The organism is Corynebacterium sp. 2571A, from assembly GCF_055700935.1.
On the sequence record NZ_JASTTE010000004.1, the window covers coordinates 124,200 to 138,250 of the forward strand.

A 14,051-nucleotide genomic window follows, 5' to 3' on the forward strand; every position below is an offset into this window, starting at 1 on the left:
TCATGTCTGGTGCAACCAAGCGCGGGCGGCTAGTGGTACTGGCTGGGCCGTCCGCAGTGGGTAAATCCACGGTGGTTTCGCGCCTACGCACCGGAGTGGACCGGCTGTATTTCAGCGTGTCCATGACGACCCGGCAACCCCGTCCTGGTGAGCAAGACGGGGTTGACTATTTCTTCGTCACCCCGGAACAGTTCCAAGAGCGCATCGACTCCGGCGAGATGCTCGAGTGGGCAGAGATCCACGGCGGGCTCCAGCGGTCGGGTACGCCAGCGCAGCCCGTGAAGGACGCGATGGCCGAAGGCCGCCCGGTCTTGGTCGAGGTTGATCTGGTCGGCGCCCGTGCCGTCAAGAAGGCGCTGCCCGAGGCGCAGCTGGTCTTCCTAGCGCCCCCGTCGTGGGAAACGCTGGTGGACCGCTTGACCGGCCGGGGGACGGAACCGCAGGACGTTATCGAGCGTAGGCTGGAAACCGCACGGCAGGAGCTAGCAGCCCAAGACGAGTTCGACCACGTGGTGGTCAACGAGGACTTGGAAGAGGCGGTCGCCGCCATCAGTGCTATCCTGCAAGGTTAGAGTCAGTATTCAAGTATCCGCAATTCAACGAAAAGGTGCATGTGACTAACGTGACCACCAATGACACCGCTGAGGCAGTAAAGGCCGAGCCGGTCTTCGACGCCCCCGAGGGCATCACCGCTCCGCCGATCGATGAGCTGCTGGACAAGGTATCTTCCAAGTACGCCCTGGTGATCTTCGCCGCGAAGCGTGCTCGCCAGATCAACAGCTACTACCAGAACCATGGTGATAGCGTGTTCGAGTTCGTCGGCCCGCTGGTCACCCCGGAAGCCGGCGAAAAGCCGCTGTCCATCGCCCTGCGTGAGATCGACGCGGGCCTGCTGGACCACGAGGAAGGCAACTAAGCCACTCGCGTTCCGCGCAGCACACCTCCCGGTACGGGCATCCCGCCCCGCCGGGAGGTTTTTGCGCGCTCTGGGCACCGCGCAGCGCCGGGGGAGCGGGACCGGTGCGTACAATGAGGTGCTGTGACTGAGCAGAACGGACAAGAGCAGCAAGAAGCCCGCCAGCCGGCGGCGCCCACCCCGCGCATCCTGGTGGGTGTGGCCGGCGGGATCGCCGCCTACAAGGCCTGCCACCTGGTGCGCGACCTGAAAGAGCACGGCGCCGACGTGCGGGTCATCCCGACCCCGAACGCGCTCAAGTTCGTCGGCGCCGCGACCTTCGAGGCCCTGTCCGGCCACCCGGTGGACACCTCGGTTTTTACCGCCGTCGACGAGGTCCAGCACGTCTCGCTCGGCCAGCATGCCGACGCCATTGTTATCGCCCCGGCCACCGCGGATCTCATCGCCCGCCTAGCCGCCGGGCGCGCCGACGACCTGCTCACCGCCTCCGTTTTGGTCGCGACCTGCCCGGTGATCGTGGCCCCCGCCATGCACACGGAGATGTGGAACCACCCCGCGACCCAGGACAACGTGGCCACCCTGCGCCGCCGCGGCGTCACGGTGCTCTACCCGGCGCACGGGCGGCTGACCGGCGCTGACTCCGGCGCCGGACGCCTGCTGGAACCCGCGCAGATCGCGGAGCTGACCCGCACGACCCTGGCCGGCTACGCACCGCGCGCCGACTGGCAGGGCACGAAGGTGGTCATCTCCGCCGGCGGTACCCAAGAGGACCTGGACCCGGTGCGCTACCTCGGCAACCGTTCCTCCGGCCGCCAGGGTTTTGCCCTGGCCGAGCTGGCCAGCCAGCGCGGCGCCGAGGTCGTCCTGGTCGCAGGCAACGTGGAGGACCTGCCGGTGCCGGCCGGCGCCCGCGTGGTGCGGGTGACCTCGACCCGGGACATGCTGGAGGCCATGGAGGCCGAATCCGCGGACGCCGACGTGGTCATCATGTCCGCGGCCGTGGCCGATTACCGACCGGCCACCGTGGCCGGTTCCAAGATGAAAAAGGGCGCGGACGACGCGGATCTCTCCCGCCTCGAGCTGGTGGAAAACCCGGATATCCTCAAGACCCTGGTGGACCGTCGCGCGGCGGGCGAGCTGCCGGCGCACCAGGTCCTGGTTGGCTTCGCCGCGGAAACGGGAGACGACAACCACACCGCCGTCGAGCTGGCGCAGGCCAAGCTACAGCGCAAGGGCTGCGACGTGCTCATGGCCAACGAGGTCGGGCACGGCAAGGTTTTTGGTCAGCTCGACAACCAGGGCTGGCTGCTGACCCCGGGCGCCGAGCCGCAGGAGGTGGCCCACGGGACGAAACAGGTCGTCGCGGCCCAGATCCTGGCCGCGGTGGACCGCGTGATGGGCGCGGAGAATGAGGCGTGAGGTTTCTTACCCACAGACAGACTAGGTTGCCCTTATAGACTGCTTGGTCTATGGTGGGGGATTGTTAAAGCTTGACGCGTCAGCCGAGCTGAAAAAGACTGTACTTCGTAGAAAAGGATAAATACGTGTCAGACAACGCCACCGCGGCGACCCGCCTATTTACCAGCGAGTCTGTTACCGAAGGTCACCCAGACAAGATCTGCGATGCCATCTCCGACGCCATCCTGGACGCCATGCTGGACGGGGATCCGCATGCGCGCGTAGCCGTCGAAACCCTGGTCACCACCGGCCAGGTCCACGTGGTCGGGGAGGTGCGCACCTCCACGTACGTCGAAATCCCGCAGCTGGTGCGCTCCACCCTTACGGAAATCGGATTTACCTCCTCCGACGTCGGCTTCGACGGGAATACCTGCGGCGTCAACGTCGCCATCGGCGAGCAGTCCGCCGAGATCGGCGCCGGCGTTGACTCGTCCACCGAGGTCCGCTCCGGCGACGAATTCGAGGCGGATGACCAGGCTGGCGCCGGCGACCAGGGCCTGATGTTCGGCTACGCCACCAACGAGACCGACGAGTACATGCCGCTGCCCATCGCCTTGGCCCACCGCCTGGCCCGCCGCCTGACCCAGGTCCGCAAGGAAGGCATTGTCGACCACCTGCGCCCGGACGGAAAGACCCAGGTCACCTTCGCCTACGACGACGCCGGCAACCCGAAGCACCTAGACACCATTGTGATCTCCACCCAGCACGACGAGGAGATCACCCAGGAGGAGCTGGCCGAGCAGCTGCGCACCCACGTGGTCGAGTGGGTCATCGAGGACGCCGGCCTGGCGCACTTCTACGACTCGGAGCGCACCACCTTGCTGGTTAACCCCTCGGGCTCGTTCATCCTGGGCGGCCCAATGGGGGACGCCGGCCTGACCGGCCGCAAGATCATCGTCGACACCTATGGCGGCATGGCCCGCCACGGCGGCGGTGCCTTCTCCGGCAAGGACCCATCGAAGGTCGACCGCTCGGCGGCCTACGCCATGCGCTGGGTGGCCAAGAACATCGTGGCCGCCGGCCTGGCGGATAAGGCCGAGGTGCAGGTGGCCTACGCCATCGGCCGCGCCAAGCCCGTGGGCCTGTACGTGGAGACCTTCGGCACCGCCCACGGCGACCTGACCGACGGCGCCATCCAGGCCGCCGTCAACGAGGTCTTCGACCTCCGCCCGGCCGCTATTATCCGCGACCTGGACCTGCTGCGGCCCATCTACCGCCAGACGGCTGCCTACGGCCACTTCGGGCGCACTGACGTTGACCTGCCCTGGGAGTCGACCGAGCGGGCCGCCGCCCTGCGCGCTGCCGCCGGACTGTAGAATCGGGGCCTATGCCACCCAAGACACCCGCTGCCACCAAACCGGTGGCGCGGGTGTTGCCTTTATTGGGCATCTCCCACCTGGACCGCGGCTTCGACTACTACGTCACCGAGGCGGACTCGGCGGCCGCCCAGCCCGGCGTGCGCGTGCGCATCCGCTTCGCCGGGCGGCTGTGCGATGCCCTGGTGCTAAGCCGCGAGCCGACCCCGGAATTCAGTGGCGAGCTACGCTTTATCGAGCGCGTCATCTCGGATTTCGTGGTCTACCCGCCGCAGCTGGCCGCCCTGGTCGAATCCTTAGCCGATCGTTACGGCGGGGTGCGCTCCGACATCATCCGCTCGGCTCTGCCGCCGCGCCACGCCAAGGCCGAAGAGGCGGACTTTTCCACTCCGTGGGAAGAGCTCGGTAGCACCACGGAACCGGACCTGTCCGACTGGGCCGGCTATGTCCACGGGCAGTCCTTCGTGGACTACGTTCTAGGCGGCAACCCCGCCCGCGCGGCCTGGCAGATGGCCCCCGGCAACGATTGGCACCGCCCGCTAGCGGCGCTCAGCGCCAAGGTCGCCATCGACGGCGGCGCGGTGCTGCTCGTCGTGCCGACGCAGCGCCAGCTCGACGAGCTGGAAGAGGGCCTGCGCGAATACGTCTCCGCCAAGCAGATCACCGTGCTGTCCAACAGCCTGGGCCCGCAGGCGCGCTACCGCCGCTTCCTCTCCGCGGTCAAGGGGCAGGCTCGGATCGTGCTGGGGACCCGCTCGGCCGCCTTCGCCCCGGTGAAGGGCCTGCGGCTGGCCGTGGTGGTCGACGACGGCAACGACAACCTGGTCGACAACGTCAAGCCTTATGTCCACGCCCGCGAGGTCTTAAGCACGCGCGCCGCCCAGGAGTCCGCCTCGCTTATCATCGCCGGCTTCTCCCGCACCGCGGAGACCCAACTGCTGGTCGAGGCCGGCTGGATGCACGACCTCGTCCCGGCCCCGGCCACCCTGCGCGCCCGGATGCCCGCGGTTGTGCCCGTCGGCACTTACGGCATCGACTTGTCCCGCAACACCGAGGGCGGGACCACCCGGCTGCAGGGCCCGGCCTTCCAGGCGATGGCCAGCGCGCTGGACCGCGGCGAGCCCGTCCTGGTGCAGTCCCCGCGGGCCGGGTACTTGCCCATTCTGGCCTGCGGCAATTGCCGCGCCCCGGCCCGCTGCCGCCACTGCAACGGGCCCATCGGCTTGCCGCCGGAGGAAGGCTCCGGCGCAGCGGGGCAGGCCTCAGCCCCGACCTGCCGCTGGTGCGGCCGGATCGCCGCCCATCACCGCTGCAGCGAGTGCGGCTCGCCCCGGCTGCGCGCGATCGTGCTGGGGCAGGAGCGCACCGCCGAGGAATTCGGCCGGGCGTTTCCCTCGGTGCGGGTCAAGGTCTCCGGCGGCAACCGCGTCCTCGAGGATGTCGAGCACTCCGCGCAGCTGGTGGTCGCGACCCCGGGGGCGGAGCCAGCCGTGCGCGGCGGCTTGTACGGCGCCGTGATCTTGATGGACACCGGCGCGCTGCTCAACCGGCAGGACCTGCGCGCCGGCGAGGACGCCTTGGCTAAGTGGGCGCGCGCCGCCCGCCTGGCCGCCCCGGCCGGCCAAGGCGGCGAGGTCATCGTCGCCGCGGACCCGGACCTGCCGCTGGTGCAGTACTTGGCCGAGTGGGACTTCGCGGCCGCCGCCCACGCGGAGCTGTCCAGCCGGCGGGAGGTCCGCTTCCCGCCCGCGGTGCACATGGCGGCCATCGACGGCCCGGACGCCGCCCTGGACGGCTTCCTGGAACTTGCCGAGCTGCCCGCCAACGCGGAGATCCTCGGCCCGGTGCCGCTGCCGCCGGGGCTGAAACTACCCGGCGACTACGATGAACAGCGCCTGGGCGCGCCGCAACGGGTGCTTGTGCGCACCCCGCTGGGGCCGCGCTCCGAGCTCGGACGCGCCCTGCGGCAGGCGAACGCAGCGCGCACTTCCCGCAAGGACGACGCGCCCCTGCGCATCCAGGTAGATCCGATCCATATTGGCTAAAACGGCGCACCAGCCGCCAGAAAGGGACAACGACCATGACGTTGCGACAAATCCGCCTTTTCGGCGATCCCGTGCTCAACACCGCGGCGGACGCGGTGACCTCCTTCGGCCCGGGGCTGCGCGCGCTGGCTCGGGACATGCTCGAAACCATGGATGCGGCCGGCGGCGTCGGGCTGGCCGCCAACCAGGTGGACGTGACCCAGCGGGTCTTCGTCTACGACTGCCCGGATAGCGGCGCGCGCCGCCGCGGCGTGCTGGTCAACCCCTCCTGGGCGCCGCTCGTCCCCGGCGCCGACGGGAAAGCCGCACCGCTGGTGCCCGGGCGCGAAGGCTGCCTGTCCATCCCCGGGGTGCCCGGCAAGGTGCCGCGGCACGAGCGGGTGGTGGTCAGCGGCTCGGACGAGTGGGGCCGGCCGGTGTGCCTGCTGGCCGGCGGGCTCTTGGCGCGCTGCATCCAGCACGAGTCGGATCACCTCGACGGGGTACTGTTTCTAGCGCACCTGAGCACCGAGGATCGCCGGGAGGCAATGGCGACCATTCGCTCCGCGGACTGGTTTAACCGTTAGGAGGCACCAGTCCGTATCATTGGGGAGACAACGCCAAACGCGAAGGTAAACCGGGTTGCCCGTAACACCTGCGGGCGGCCGGGAGCTAGAGGTCAATTGGGAAGGACGAGGGCCAAACCGTCATGCGCATTGTTTTTGCCGGGACACCAGAGCCGGCAGTGGTTGCCTTAGAAAAGCTCATCGCATCCGAGCACGAGGTCGTAGCCGTCATCACGCGGCCGGACGCGCGCCGCGGGCGCGGGCGCAGCCTGCACCCCAGCCCCGTCAAGGCCTGTGCGGAAAGCCACGGCATTGAGGTGCTTACGCCGACCACCCTGAAGCCGGGCACCGAGGACGGCCAGGAGCTGCGCCGCCGGCTCATTGAGCTGGCCCCCGAAGCCATCCCGGTCGTGGCCTACGGCAACCTGATCACCCCGGACCTGCTGGGAGTGGCCCCGCACGGCTGGGTCAACCTGCACTTTTCCCTCCTGCCCGCCTGGCGGGGTGCGGCGCCGGTCCAGGCCGCCATCGCCGCCGGGGACGACATCACAGGCGCGACGACCTTCCGGATCGACGAGGGCCTGGATACCGGGGAAATCCTCGGCACCGTCACGGAGGAAATCCAGCCCACCGACACCGCCGATGACCTGCTGACCCGGCTGGCCTATACCGGCGGCTACCTGCTGGTGGCCACTATGGACCTGTTAGAAAGCGGGCAGGCCGCGCCGCGCGCCCAGGAGGGCGAGGCGACGTACGCCGCCAAGATCTCCAAGGACGATGCCCGCATTCGCTGGCAGGACCCGGCCTTTGCCATCGACCGCACCGTGCGCGCCCACACCCCGGCCCCGGGCGCGTGGACCCTGTGGGGCGACAAGCGCGTCAAGCTGGGGCCGTTGACGCCCGTCAGCCTGGACGGCGACGCCCGCCCGGACCGTGACCATCTGGAACAGCTGCAGCCGGGCGAGCTGCACGTGGCCAAGGACTCCGTCTTCGTCGGCACCGGCAGCGGCGTGGTGCAGCTGGGCAACATCCAGCCGCCGGGCAAGAAGATGATGGAGGCCGCGGCCTGGGCCCGGGGCCTCAACCAGAACGATGGAAAGGTGGTCTTCGAATGAGTGGTGGTTTCCGTTCCCGCTCGAAGTCGGGGGACAAGCCGAAGGACAAGCCCAGCCAGGGTGCGGGCAACGGCCGTGACGGCAACGGCCGCGGCGGTAACGGCCGCGGCGGCGGGCGCAATCCTCGCGGAGGGAAGAATTTCCGCGACAACCGCGATAACCGCAACAACCGCGGCCACCGGCAGGGGCGTGGGGGAGCCGGCGCCGGCTCGTCCCACCGCGCCGGTCGGCAGGGCGGCTCCGGGCAGCGCCTGAACGAGCGCGCGCAGGCGGCCTCCCTGGCCCAGGCGGCGAAGCAGGCCGGGCTGGACCTGCCGCGCGCGGTGGCGCTGGAGACCCTGCAGCGCGTGCACCAGGAGGGCGCTTTCGCGAACCTCATTTTGCCGCGGGCGCTGCGGGAGCAGAAGCTCAGCGGCCGCGACGCCGCCTTTGCCACCGAGATCGCCTACGGCACCCTGCGCGCCGAGGGCGTGGTGGACGCGGTTATTGCGCGCTGCTCGAGCCGCGATCTTTCGGCCATCGCGCCGGCCGTGCTGGACGCCCTGCGGATGGGTGTCTACCAGGTGCTCTACACCCGGGTCGAGGACCACGCGGCCGTGGATACCACCGTGCGTTTGGTGGAGGCGGCCGGGGAGACCAAGGCCAAGGGCTTTGCCAACGGCATTATGCGCTCGGTGACCCGCCGCAGCCGCGAGGACTGGATCAACCTGCTGGCCCCGGACGACGAGGTCGCCCGCCTGGCCTTCGAGCACGCCCACCCGGAGTGGATCGCCCGCTCCTTTGCCCGCGTGGTCGGCCGCGAGGAGCTGCCCGCCGCACTGGCCGCGGACTCCGAGCGGCCCGTGGTGCACCTGGTGGCGCGCCCCGGGGAAATCACCGCTGAGGAACTCGCGCTGATGACCGGCTGCGAGCAGGGGCGCTACTCGCCTTATGCGGTCTACTTGGAGCACGGCGACCCGGCTGACCTGGAGCCGGTCAAGGAGCGCATGGCCGCCGTCCAGGACGAGGGCTCCCAGCTCATCGCCCTTGCCGTCGTCGAGGCGGAGGTCAGCGGCGAGGATCACGGCCGCTGGCTGGACCTGTGCGCCGGCCCGGGCGGCAAGGCCGCGCTCATGGGAGCGCTCGCGCGCATCGAGGGCGCGAAGGTGGACGCCGTCGAGGTCAGCGAGCACCGCGCCAAGCTCATCGACCGCACCGCCGGGGACCTGCCGGTGCGGGTCCACGTGGCCGACGGTTGCGACCCGGGCCTCGAGCCCGGCTACGACCGCGTTCTGGTGGACGCGCCCTGTTCCGGACTGGGCGCCCTGCGCCGCCGCCCGGAGGCGCGCTGGCGCAAGGAGGAAGCCGACCTGGCCGAGCTCAGCCGCCTGCAGTTCGAGCTGCTGCGCTCCGGGCTGGAGCTGCTGCGCCCGGGCGGGATCCTCATCTACTCCACGTGCTCGCCGGATCTGCGCGAGACCCGCGCAATCGTGGACAAGGCCGTCGCGCAGCTGGGCGCCGTGGAGGAGGACGCGCACGCGCTCCTGCCGGAGGCAATGACCGACGTGGGCGAGGAGAAGTCCGTCCAGATGTGGCCGCACCGGCACGGCACGGACGCGATGTTTTTCGCGGCCCTGCGCCGCAAGGACACGTAGGATAGTAGACATGTCAGCACCGATCATTTCGCCGTCCATCCTGGCCGCGGATTTCTCGCGGCTCGGCCAGCAGATCTCCGCTATTTCCAACGCGGATTGGATCCACGTGGACATCATGGATGGCCACTTCGTCCCCAACCTGTCTTTTGGCCCGGGTATCACCTCCACGGTCAACGGCCTGACCGACCAGCACCTGGACGTGCACCTGATGATCGAGCACCCCGAGAAGTGGGCGCAGACCTATATCGAGGCCGGCGCCGACTGCGTGATCTTCCACGTCGAGGCCATGGAGAGCACGGCCGCCGTGGTGGAGCTGGCCCGCGACCTGCGCAGCCAGGGGGTAATGGCCGGCATTTCCATCAAGCCGGACACTCCCATTGAATCGTGGCTGGAGATCTTGGAGGATATCGACCTGGTCCTGGTCATGAGCGTCGAGCCCGGCTTCGGCGGCCAGAAGTTCATGCCGGAGATGCTGGACAAGGCCCGTGCGCTCCGCGCGGCTATCGACGAGCGCGGCCTGGGAACCCTCATCGAGATCGACGGCGGCATCGACGCCACGACCATCTCGGAGGCCGCCGCGGCCGGGGTGGATGCCTTCGTGGCCGGCTCCGCCGTCTTCAAACACGCCGACCCGGGCCAGGCCGTCGACGACCTGCGCGCGGCCGCCACCCAAACCACCGCCTCTTAACAACAGCCACCTACCGCGTATCCATTCATCTACCACGCACGCAGCCGCCGGGCTGGGCCGCACAACGGCGAAGAACACAGACTTTTTGGAAAGGAATCGCATGCCAGAAGGACTCGCAGCGGGCATCGAGCGCGCCATTGAACGAGCAATCGAATTGGGCGCCGGCGTGCGGGGGACTACCAGCCCGAACCCGCCGGTGGGTGCGGTCGTGCTCGGCCCGAACGGTGAGGTCGTGGGCGAGGGAGCCACGCAGCCGGCCGGCAGCGACCACGCGGAGGTCGTGGCCCTGCGCGCGGCCGGGGAGGCCGCCGCGGGCAGCACCGTGGTCGTGACCCTGGAGCCGTGCAACCACACCGGGCGGACCGGGCCGTGCGCTCAGGCGCTCATCGATGCCCAGGTGGCGCGGGTTATCTACCTGCACGCGGACCCGACCGGTGCGGCCGGCGGGGCAGAGGCCCTGCGCCAGCACGGCATCGAGGTGGAAAAACAGGACGTGCCGGCGGCCCTGCGCACCCGCGACGCCGTGGTCCCGTGGCTGACCGCCGTGCGCCTGGGCCGGCCGCACGTGACCGTGAAATTCGCGCAGACCCTGGACGGCTACACCGCGGCGGCCGACGGCACGAGCCAGTGGATCACGGGCACCGCCGCCCGCGAGTACGCGCACCGGGACCGCGCCCACCGTGACGCGATCGTGGTTGGCACCGGCACGGCGCTCGCGGATAACCCCTCGCTGACCGCGCGGCGGGCGGACGGCAGCCTGTATGAGCACCAGCCGCGGCGCGTGGTCATCGGCAAGCGCGACCTGCGCGCCGCGGGCCCGGCGTCGACCAACCTCCGGGAGCTGGGCTATACCCAGTACGGTGACCTCGAAGAAGCCATGGAGGAAATGTACGACGACGGGGTCCGCGACGTGCTCGTCGAGGGCGGTGCCGGGCTGGCCAGCGCCCTGTTCTACGGCGGCTACGTCGACGCCATCAACGCCTATATCTCGCCCATGTTGCTGGGCGAGGGGCTCGGCATCCTGGCCCACCCGCTGGCCGACACCCTGGCGGACGCCCCGCGCTTTCACCACCTGGGCACCCGCCAGCTGGGCGAAGACGTCCTGGTGGAATACGTCACCAGCGACGCGGCGTTGGAGAGCATGAAGCTTTAGCACAACCGAATACCTTTAAACCCAACGAAGACGCAGTGAGCGCCGCCGCGAAAGGCGGCAGCCAACGGCGAAGGAGATACGCACCAGAAGTGTTTACCGGCTTGATTGAAGAAACGGGGGAAGTCGAGTCCCTCGAGCAGCTGGGGGATTCCATCCGGCTGTGGGTCCGCGCCCCGCACGTGGTCCAGGACGCGGGCCTGGGGGATTCCATCGCCGTCAATGGCGTGTGCCTGACCGTGGCGGAACTCAACGCGGACCGGACCGGCTTTGCCGCGGACGTGATGCAGGAATCCCTGAACCGCAGCGCGCTGGGGCAGCTGGGCGTTGGCGACCGGGTGAACGTGGAGCGGGCTCTGGCGGCCTCCGCGCGGCTGGGCGGGCATATCGTCCAAGGCCACGTCGACGGCACCAGCCGCCTGCTCGAGCGCACGCCCTCTAAGCACTGGGAGGTCTTGCGCTTTGCGCTGCCGGAGCCGCTGGCGCGCTACGTCGTGGAGAAGGGCTCCATCGCCATCAACGGGACCTCGCTGACCGTCAGCGCCCGCGGCGAGGACTGGTTCGAGGTTTCCCTTATCCCGGTGACCCTGCGGGATACCACCCACGGCGACCTAGCGCCCGGGGACGTGGTGAACCTGGAGGTCGATATCCTGGCGAAATACGTGGAAAACATGCTGGCCTACCCGAAGGCCGGCGGCGGTTTCGACCCGACTAAGGTTGAGCACTATGAGCGTTGAGGAGCAGCAGACCGCCGCGGGTAGCGTGCGGTTGGATTCGGTGGAGACCGCAATCGCGGAGATCGCGGCCGGCAAGCCCGTCGTCGTGGTCGATAACGAGGATCGGGAAAACGAGGGCGATCTGATCTTCGCCGCCGAGCTGGCCACCCCGGAGCTGGTTGCTTTCATGGTGCGCTATTCCTCCGGCTATATCTGCGCCCCGCTGATGCCGGCCGACTGCGCCCGGCTGAACCTGCCGCCCATGGTCGCGCGCAACGAGGACGTGCGCGGAACCGCCTACACCGTGACCGTCGACGCCGCGACCGGCACCACGGGCATTTCCGCGACCTCCCGCGCCGAGACCATCCGCCGCCTGGCGGATCCGGAATCCACCACGCTGGACTTCACCCGGCCTGGCCACGTGGTGCCGCTGGCCGCCCGCCCGGGTGGGGTCTTAGAGCGCGAGGGCCACACGGAGGCCTCGGTGGACCTGGCCCGCCTGGCGGGCCTGCGCCCGGCCGGCGTTTTGTGCGAGATCGTCTCCGAGGAGGATCCGACGGACATGGCGCGCTCGCCGGAGCTGCGCCGCTTCGCCGACGAGCACGGGCTGGCGATGATCTCCATCGAGCAGCTCATCCAGTGGCGCCGCCGCCACGAGTCTCAGGTCGAGCGCGTCGTGGACACCCAGCTGCCCACCGACTACGGCCGCTTTACCGCCATCGGCTACCGCCACGCGGTGGACGGCCAGGAGCACGTGGCCCTCATCGCCGGCGATCCGGAGCAGCTGGTTGGGGCGGAAAACGTCACCGTGCGGGTGCATTCGGAGTGCCTGACCGGGGACGTGTTCTCCTCCCGTCGCTGCGACTGCGGCCAGCAGCTGCACCGCTCGCTGGAAATCATCCAAGAGGCCGGCAGCGGCGTGGTCATCTACCTGCGCGGCCACGAAGGCCGCGGCATCGGCCTGCTGCACAAGCTGCAGGCCTACCAGCTCCAGGACCAGGGGCTGGACACCGTGGACGCCAACCTGGAGCAGGGCCTGCCGGAGGACGCCCGGGAATACTCAGTGGCGGGGCAGATCCTGCGGGACCTGGGGATCGTCTCCGCCCGCCTGCTGACCAACAACCCGCACAAGGGCGAGGGCCTGGCTGGCTTCGGCGTGGACGTGAGCGCGCACCAGCCGCTGGAGGTCGCGCCGAACGCGGACAACATCAAGTACCTGCGCACCAAGCGCGACCGGATGGGCCACGACCTGCCGCAGGTCGCCACGTGGGACGCCGAACACGGCGTAACCTCCTAGGCAATACCAGCCGCCGCGCACGGCGCAGCACCACCGCCAAGACAGCACCACCGACAGAAAAACTGCACCGACAGCAAAGACCACCGACCGGAAAGAGGTACCAAAATGAGTAAGGAAGGCTTGTCGGAAATCGACTCGGTCGATGCGCGCGGGATTTCCGTAGCCGTCATCACCGCGACCTGGAACGCGGACATCTGCGATCAGCTGCACGAGCAGGCGCTGGCCGCCGCCGAGCGCAACGGCGCGCGCGCCGAGGGCTTCCGGGTCGTCGGGGCGCTGGAGATCCCCGTGGCCGTGCAGGCCGCGGCGCGGCGTTTCGACGCCGTGGTGGCGCTGGGCTGCGTCATCCGCGGCGGAACCCCGCACTTCGACTACGTTTGCGACTCCGTCACCCAGGGGCTGACCCGGATCGCGCTGGATGAGTCCACGCCGGTGGCCAACGGCATCCTCACCGTCAACGACCACGACCAAGCCGTGGACCGGGCCGGTTTTGCCGGCTCCGCCGAGAACAAGGGATCTGAGGCCATGGTGGCGGCCTTGGACACCGTGCTGAAGCTGCGGGCGATTAACCAAACCGGCAGCGCGGACGTAGACTATGAGGGCGCAGAAAAAGGAGTGGAGCACTGATGACTGACAGCACTGGCAAGCCGGCGAAGCCACAACTGTCCGAAGAGGAGTTGCTGGCCTATACCCGCATCGACCCCTTCGCCCAGACCAGCAAGAAGCCGTGGGAGCTGGAGGTCAAATCCCCGTACCTGCGCAAGCTGGCGGTCATCGTCGTCATCGTAGTCATGGCTGTCCACATCTTCATGGGCCTTACCTTGGACATCGAGTTCACGGGCGCTACCGTGACCACCATTGACAAGTTCGCCTTCCCCGGCGTGGGCGTGCTGCTGTCCATCCTGTTCTGGCTCATCCTGACCCGCCCGCGCGTGCGGGCCAACGAGGACGGGGTAGAGGTCCGCAACATCGTGGGCACCCGCTTCTACCCGTGGGCCGTCATCTACGGCCTGTCCTTCCCCGAGGGCGCGCGCATGGCGCACCTGGAGCTGCCGGAATTCGAATACGTACCGATGTGGGCCCTGCAGGCCGGTGACAAGTCCACCATCATGGACTCCGTCAACAAGTTCCGCGCCCTGGAAGCCCGCTACATGCCGCAGGATTAGGCGCC

14 protein-coding genes are annotated in these 14,051 nt (G+C 69.0%); all 14 read left to right on the top strand.

Features of this window, described 5'->3' with window-relative positions; translation table 11 throughout:
• Positions 1-2: 2 nt before the first annotated feature.
• The 14 genes from gmk (at position 3) to QQS53_RS09365 (ending at position 14,046) form a co-directional block, all read left to right on the top strand.
• On the top strand, positions 3-572 hold the full coding sequence (gene gmk, locus QQS53_RS09300; RefSeq protein WP_472775563.1) for a guanylate kinase: 570 nt from the start codon (positions 3-5) through the stop codon (positions 570-572).
• Between the two features lie 41 nt (positions 573-613).
• On the top strand, positions 614-916 hold the full coding sequence (gene rpoZ / locus QQS53_RS09305; protein WP_070768356.1) for a DNA-directed RNA polymerase subunit omega: 303 nt from the start codon (positions 614-616) through the stop codon (positions 914-916).
• 123 nt (positions 917-1,039) lie between these two features.
• Positions 1,040-2,335 carry a bifunctional phosphopantothenoylcysteine decarboxylase/phosphopantothenate--cysteine ligase CoaBC gene (gene coaBC, locus QQS53_RS09310; protein ID WP_472775564.1) on the top strand — a complete coding sequence of 432 codons (1,296 nt, stop codon included), beginning with the start codon at positions 1,040-1,042 and terminating at the stop codon, positions 2,333-2,335.
• Between the two features lie 125 nt (positions 2,336-2,460).
• A complete protein-coding gene (metK, locus tag QQS53_RS09315) occupies positions 2,461-3,690 on the top strand; it encodes a methionine adenosyltransferase (protein WP_472775565.1) in 1,230 nt (409 codons plus the stop codon).
• 11 nt (positions 3,691-3,701) lie between these two features.
• Positions 3,702-5,735 (top strand): primosomal protein N', encoded by a 2,034-nt coding sequence (locus QQS53_RS09320; RefSeq protein ID WP_472775566.1) that lies wholly within the window; start codon positions 3,702-3,704, stop codon positions 5,733-5,735.
• A 35-nt stretch (positions 5,736-5,770) separates the two neighbouring features.
• Complete coding sequence (gene def / locus QQS53_RS09325) at positions 5,771-6,301, top strand: peptide deformylase (RefSeq protein WP_472775567.1); 531 nt, start codon at positions 5,771-5,773, stop codon at positions 6,299-6,301.
• 122 nt (positions 6,302-6,423) lie between these two features.
• On the top strand, positions 6,424-7,395 hold the full coding sequence (gene fmt / locus QQS53_RS09330; RefSeq protein WP_472775568.1) for a methionyl-tRNA formyltransferase: 972 nt from the start codon (positions 6,424-6,426) through the stop codon (positions 7,393-7,395).
• Positions 7,392-9,029 (top strand): RsmB/NOP family class I SAM-dependent RNA methyltransferase, encoded by a 1,638-nt coding sequence (locus tag QQS53_RS09335; protein WP_472775569.1) that lies wholly within the window; start codon positions 7,392-7,394, stop codon positions 9,027-9,029. Before fmt ends, QQS53_RS09335 begins: the two co-directional genes overlap by 4 nt.
• A gap of 10 nt (positions 9,030-9,039) precedes the next feature.
• Complete coding sequence (rpe, locus tag QQS53_RS09340; RefSeq protein ID WP_472775570.1) at positions 9,040-9,717, top strand: ribulose-phosphate 3-epimerase; 678 nt, start codon at positions 9,040-9,042, stop codon at positions 9,715-9,717.
• A gap of 100 nt (positions 9,718-9,817) precedes the next feature.
• The gene (gene ribD / locus QQS53_RS09345; RefSeq protein ID WP_472775571.1) at positions 9,818-10,870 is read left to right on the top strand and encodes a bifunctional diaminohydroxyphosphoribosylaminopyrimidine deaminase/5-amino-6-(5-phosphoribosylamino)uracil reductase RibD; all 1,053 of its coding nucleotides are present in this window, start codon (positions 9,818-9,820) and stop codon (positions 10,868-10,870) included.
• An 89-nt stretch (positions 10,871-10,959) separates the two neighbouring features.
• A complete protein-coding gene (locus QQS53_RS09350; RefSeq protein WP_472775572.1) occupies positions 10,960-11,604 on the top strand; it encodes a riboflavin synthase in 645 nt (214 codons plus the stop codon).
• A complete protein-coding gene (locus QQS53_RS09355; RefSeq protein WP_472775573.1) occupies positions 11,594-12,880 on the top strand; it encodes a bifunctional 3,4-dihydroxy-2-butanone-4-phosphate synthase/GTP cyclohydrolase II in 1,287 nt (428 codons plus the stop codon). Before QQS53_RS09350 ends, QQS53_RS09355 begins: the two co-directional genes overlap by 11 nt.
• A 105-nt stretch (positions 12,881-12,985) precedes the next feature.
• Positions 12,986-13,507 (top strand): 6,7-dimethyl-8-ribityllumazine synthase, encoded by a 522-nt coding sequence (gene ribH, locus QQS53_RS09360; RefSeq protein ID WP_472775574.1) that lies wholly within the window; start codon positions 12,986-12,988, stop codon positions 13,505-13,507.
• Complete coding sequence (locus QQS53_RS09365) at positions 13,507-14,046, top strand: PH domain-containing protein (protein WP_472775575.1); 540 nt, start codon at positions 13,507-13,509, stop codon at positions 14,044-14,046. The genes ribH and QQS53_RS09365 overlap by 1 nt, the downstream gene beginning before the upstream one ends.
• Positions 14,047-14,051 lie beyond the last annotated feature (5 nt).

Coding starts and splice junctions, on each gene's coding strand:
- QQS53_RS09335 (WP_472775569.1), top strand. CDS start 7,392: ATGAGTGGTGGTTTCCGTTCCCGCTCGAAGTCGGGGGACAAGCCGAAG.
- ribH (WP_472775574.1), top strand. CDS start 12,986: ATGAGTAAGGAAGGCTTGTCGGAAATCGACTCGGTCGATGCGCGCGGG.
- QQS53_RS09355 (WP_472775573.1), top strand. CDS start 11,594: ATGAGCGTTGAGGAGCAGCAGACCGCCGCGGGTAGCGTGCGGTTGGAT.
- def (WP_472775567.1), top strand. CDS start 5,771: ATGACGTTGCGACAAATCCGCCTTTTCGGCGATCCCGTGCTCAACACC.
- QQS53_RS09320 (WP_472775566.1), top strand. CDS start 3,702: ATGCCACCCAAGACACCCGCTGCCACCAAACCGGTGGCGCGGGTGTTG.
- gmk (WP_472775563.1), top strand. CDS start 3: ATGTCTGGTGCAACCAAGCGCGGGCGGCTAGTGGTACTGGCTGGGCCG.
- ribD (WP_472775571.1), top strand. CDS start 9,818: ATGCCAGAAGGACTCGCAGCGGGCATCGAGCGCGCCATTGAACGAGCA.
- QQS53_RS09365 (WP_472775575.1), top strand. CDS start 13,507: ATGACTGACAGCACTGGCAAGCCGGCGAAGCCACAACTGTCCGAAGAG.
- rpe (WP_472775570.1), top strand. CDS start 9,040: ATGTCAGCACCGATCATTTCGCCGTCCATCCTGGCCGCGGATTTCTCG.
- fmt (WP_472775568.1), top strand. CDS start 6,424: ATGCGCATTGTTTTTGCCGGGACACCAGAGCCGGCAGTGGTTGCCTTA.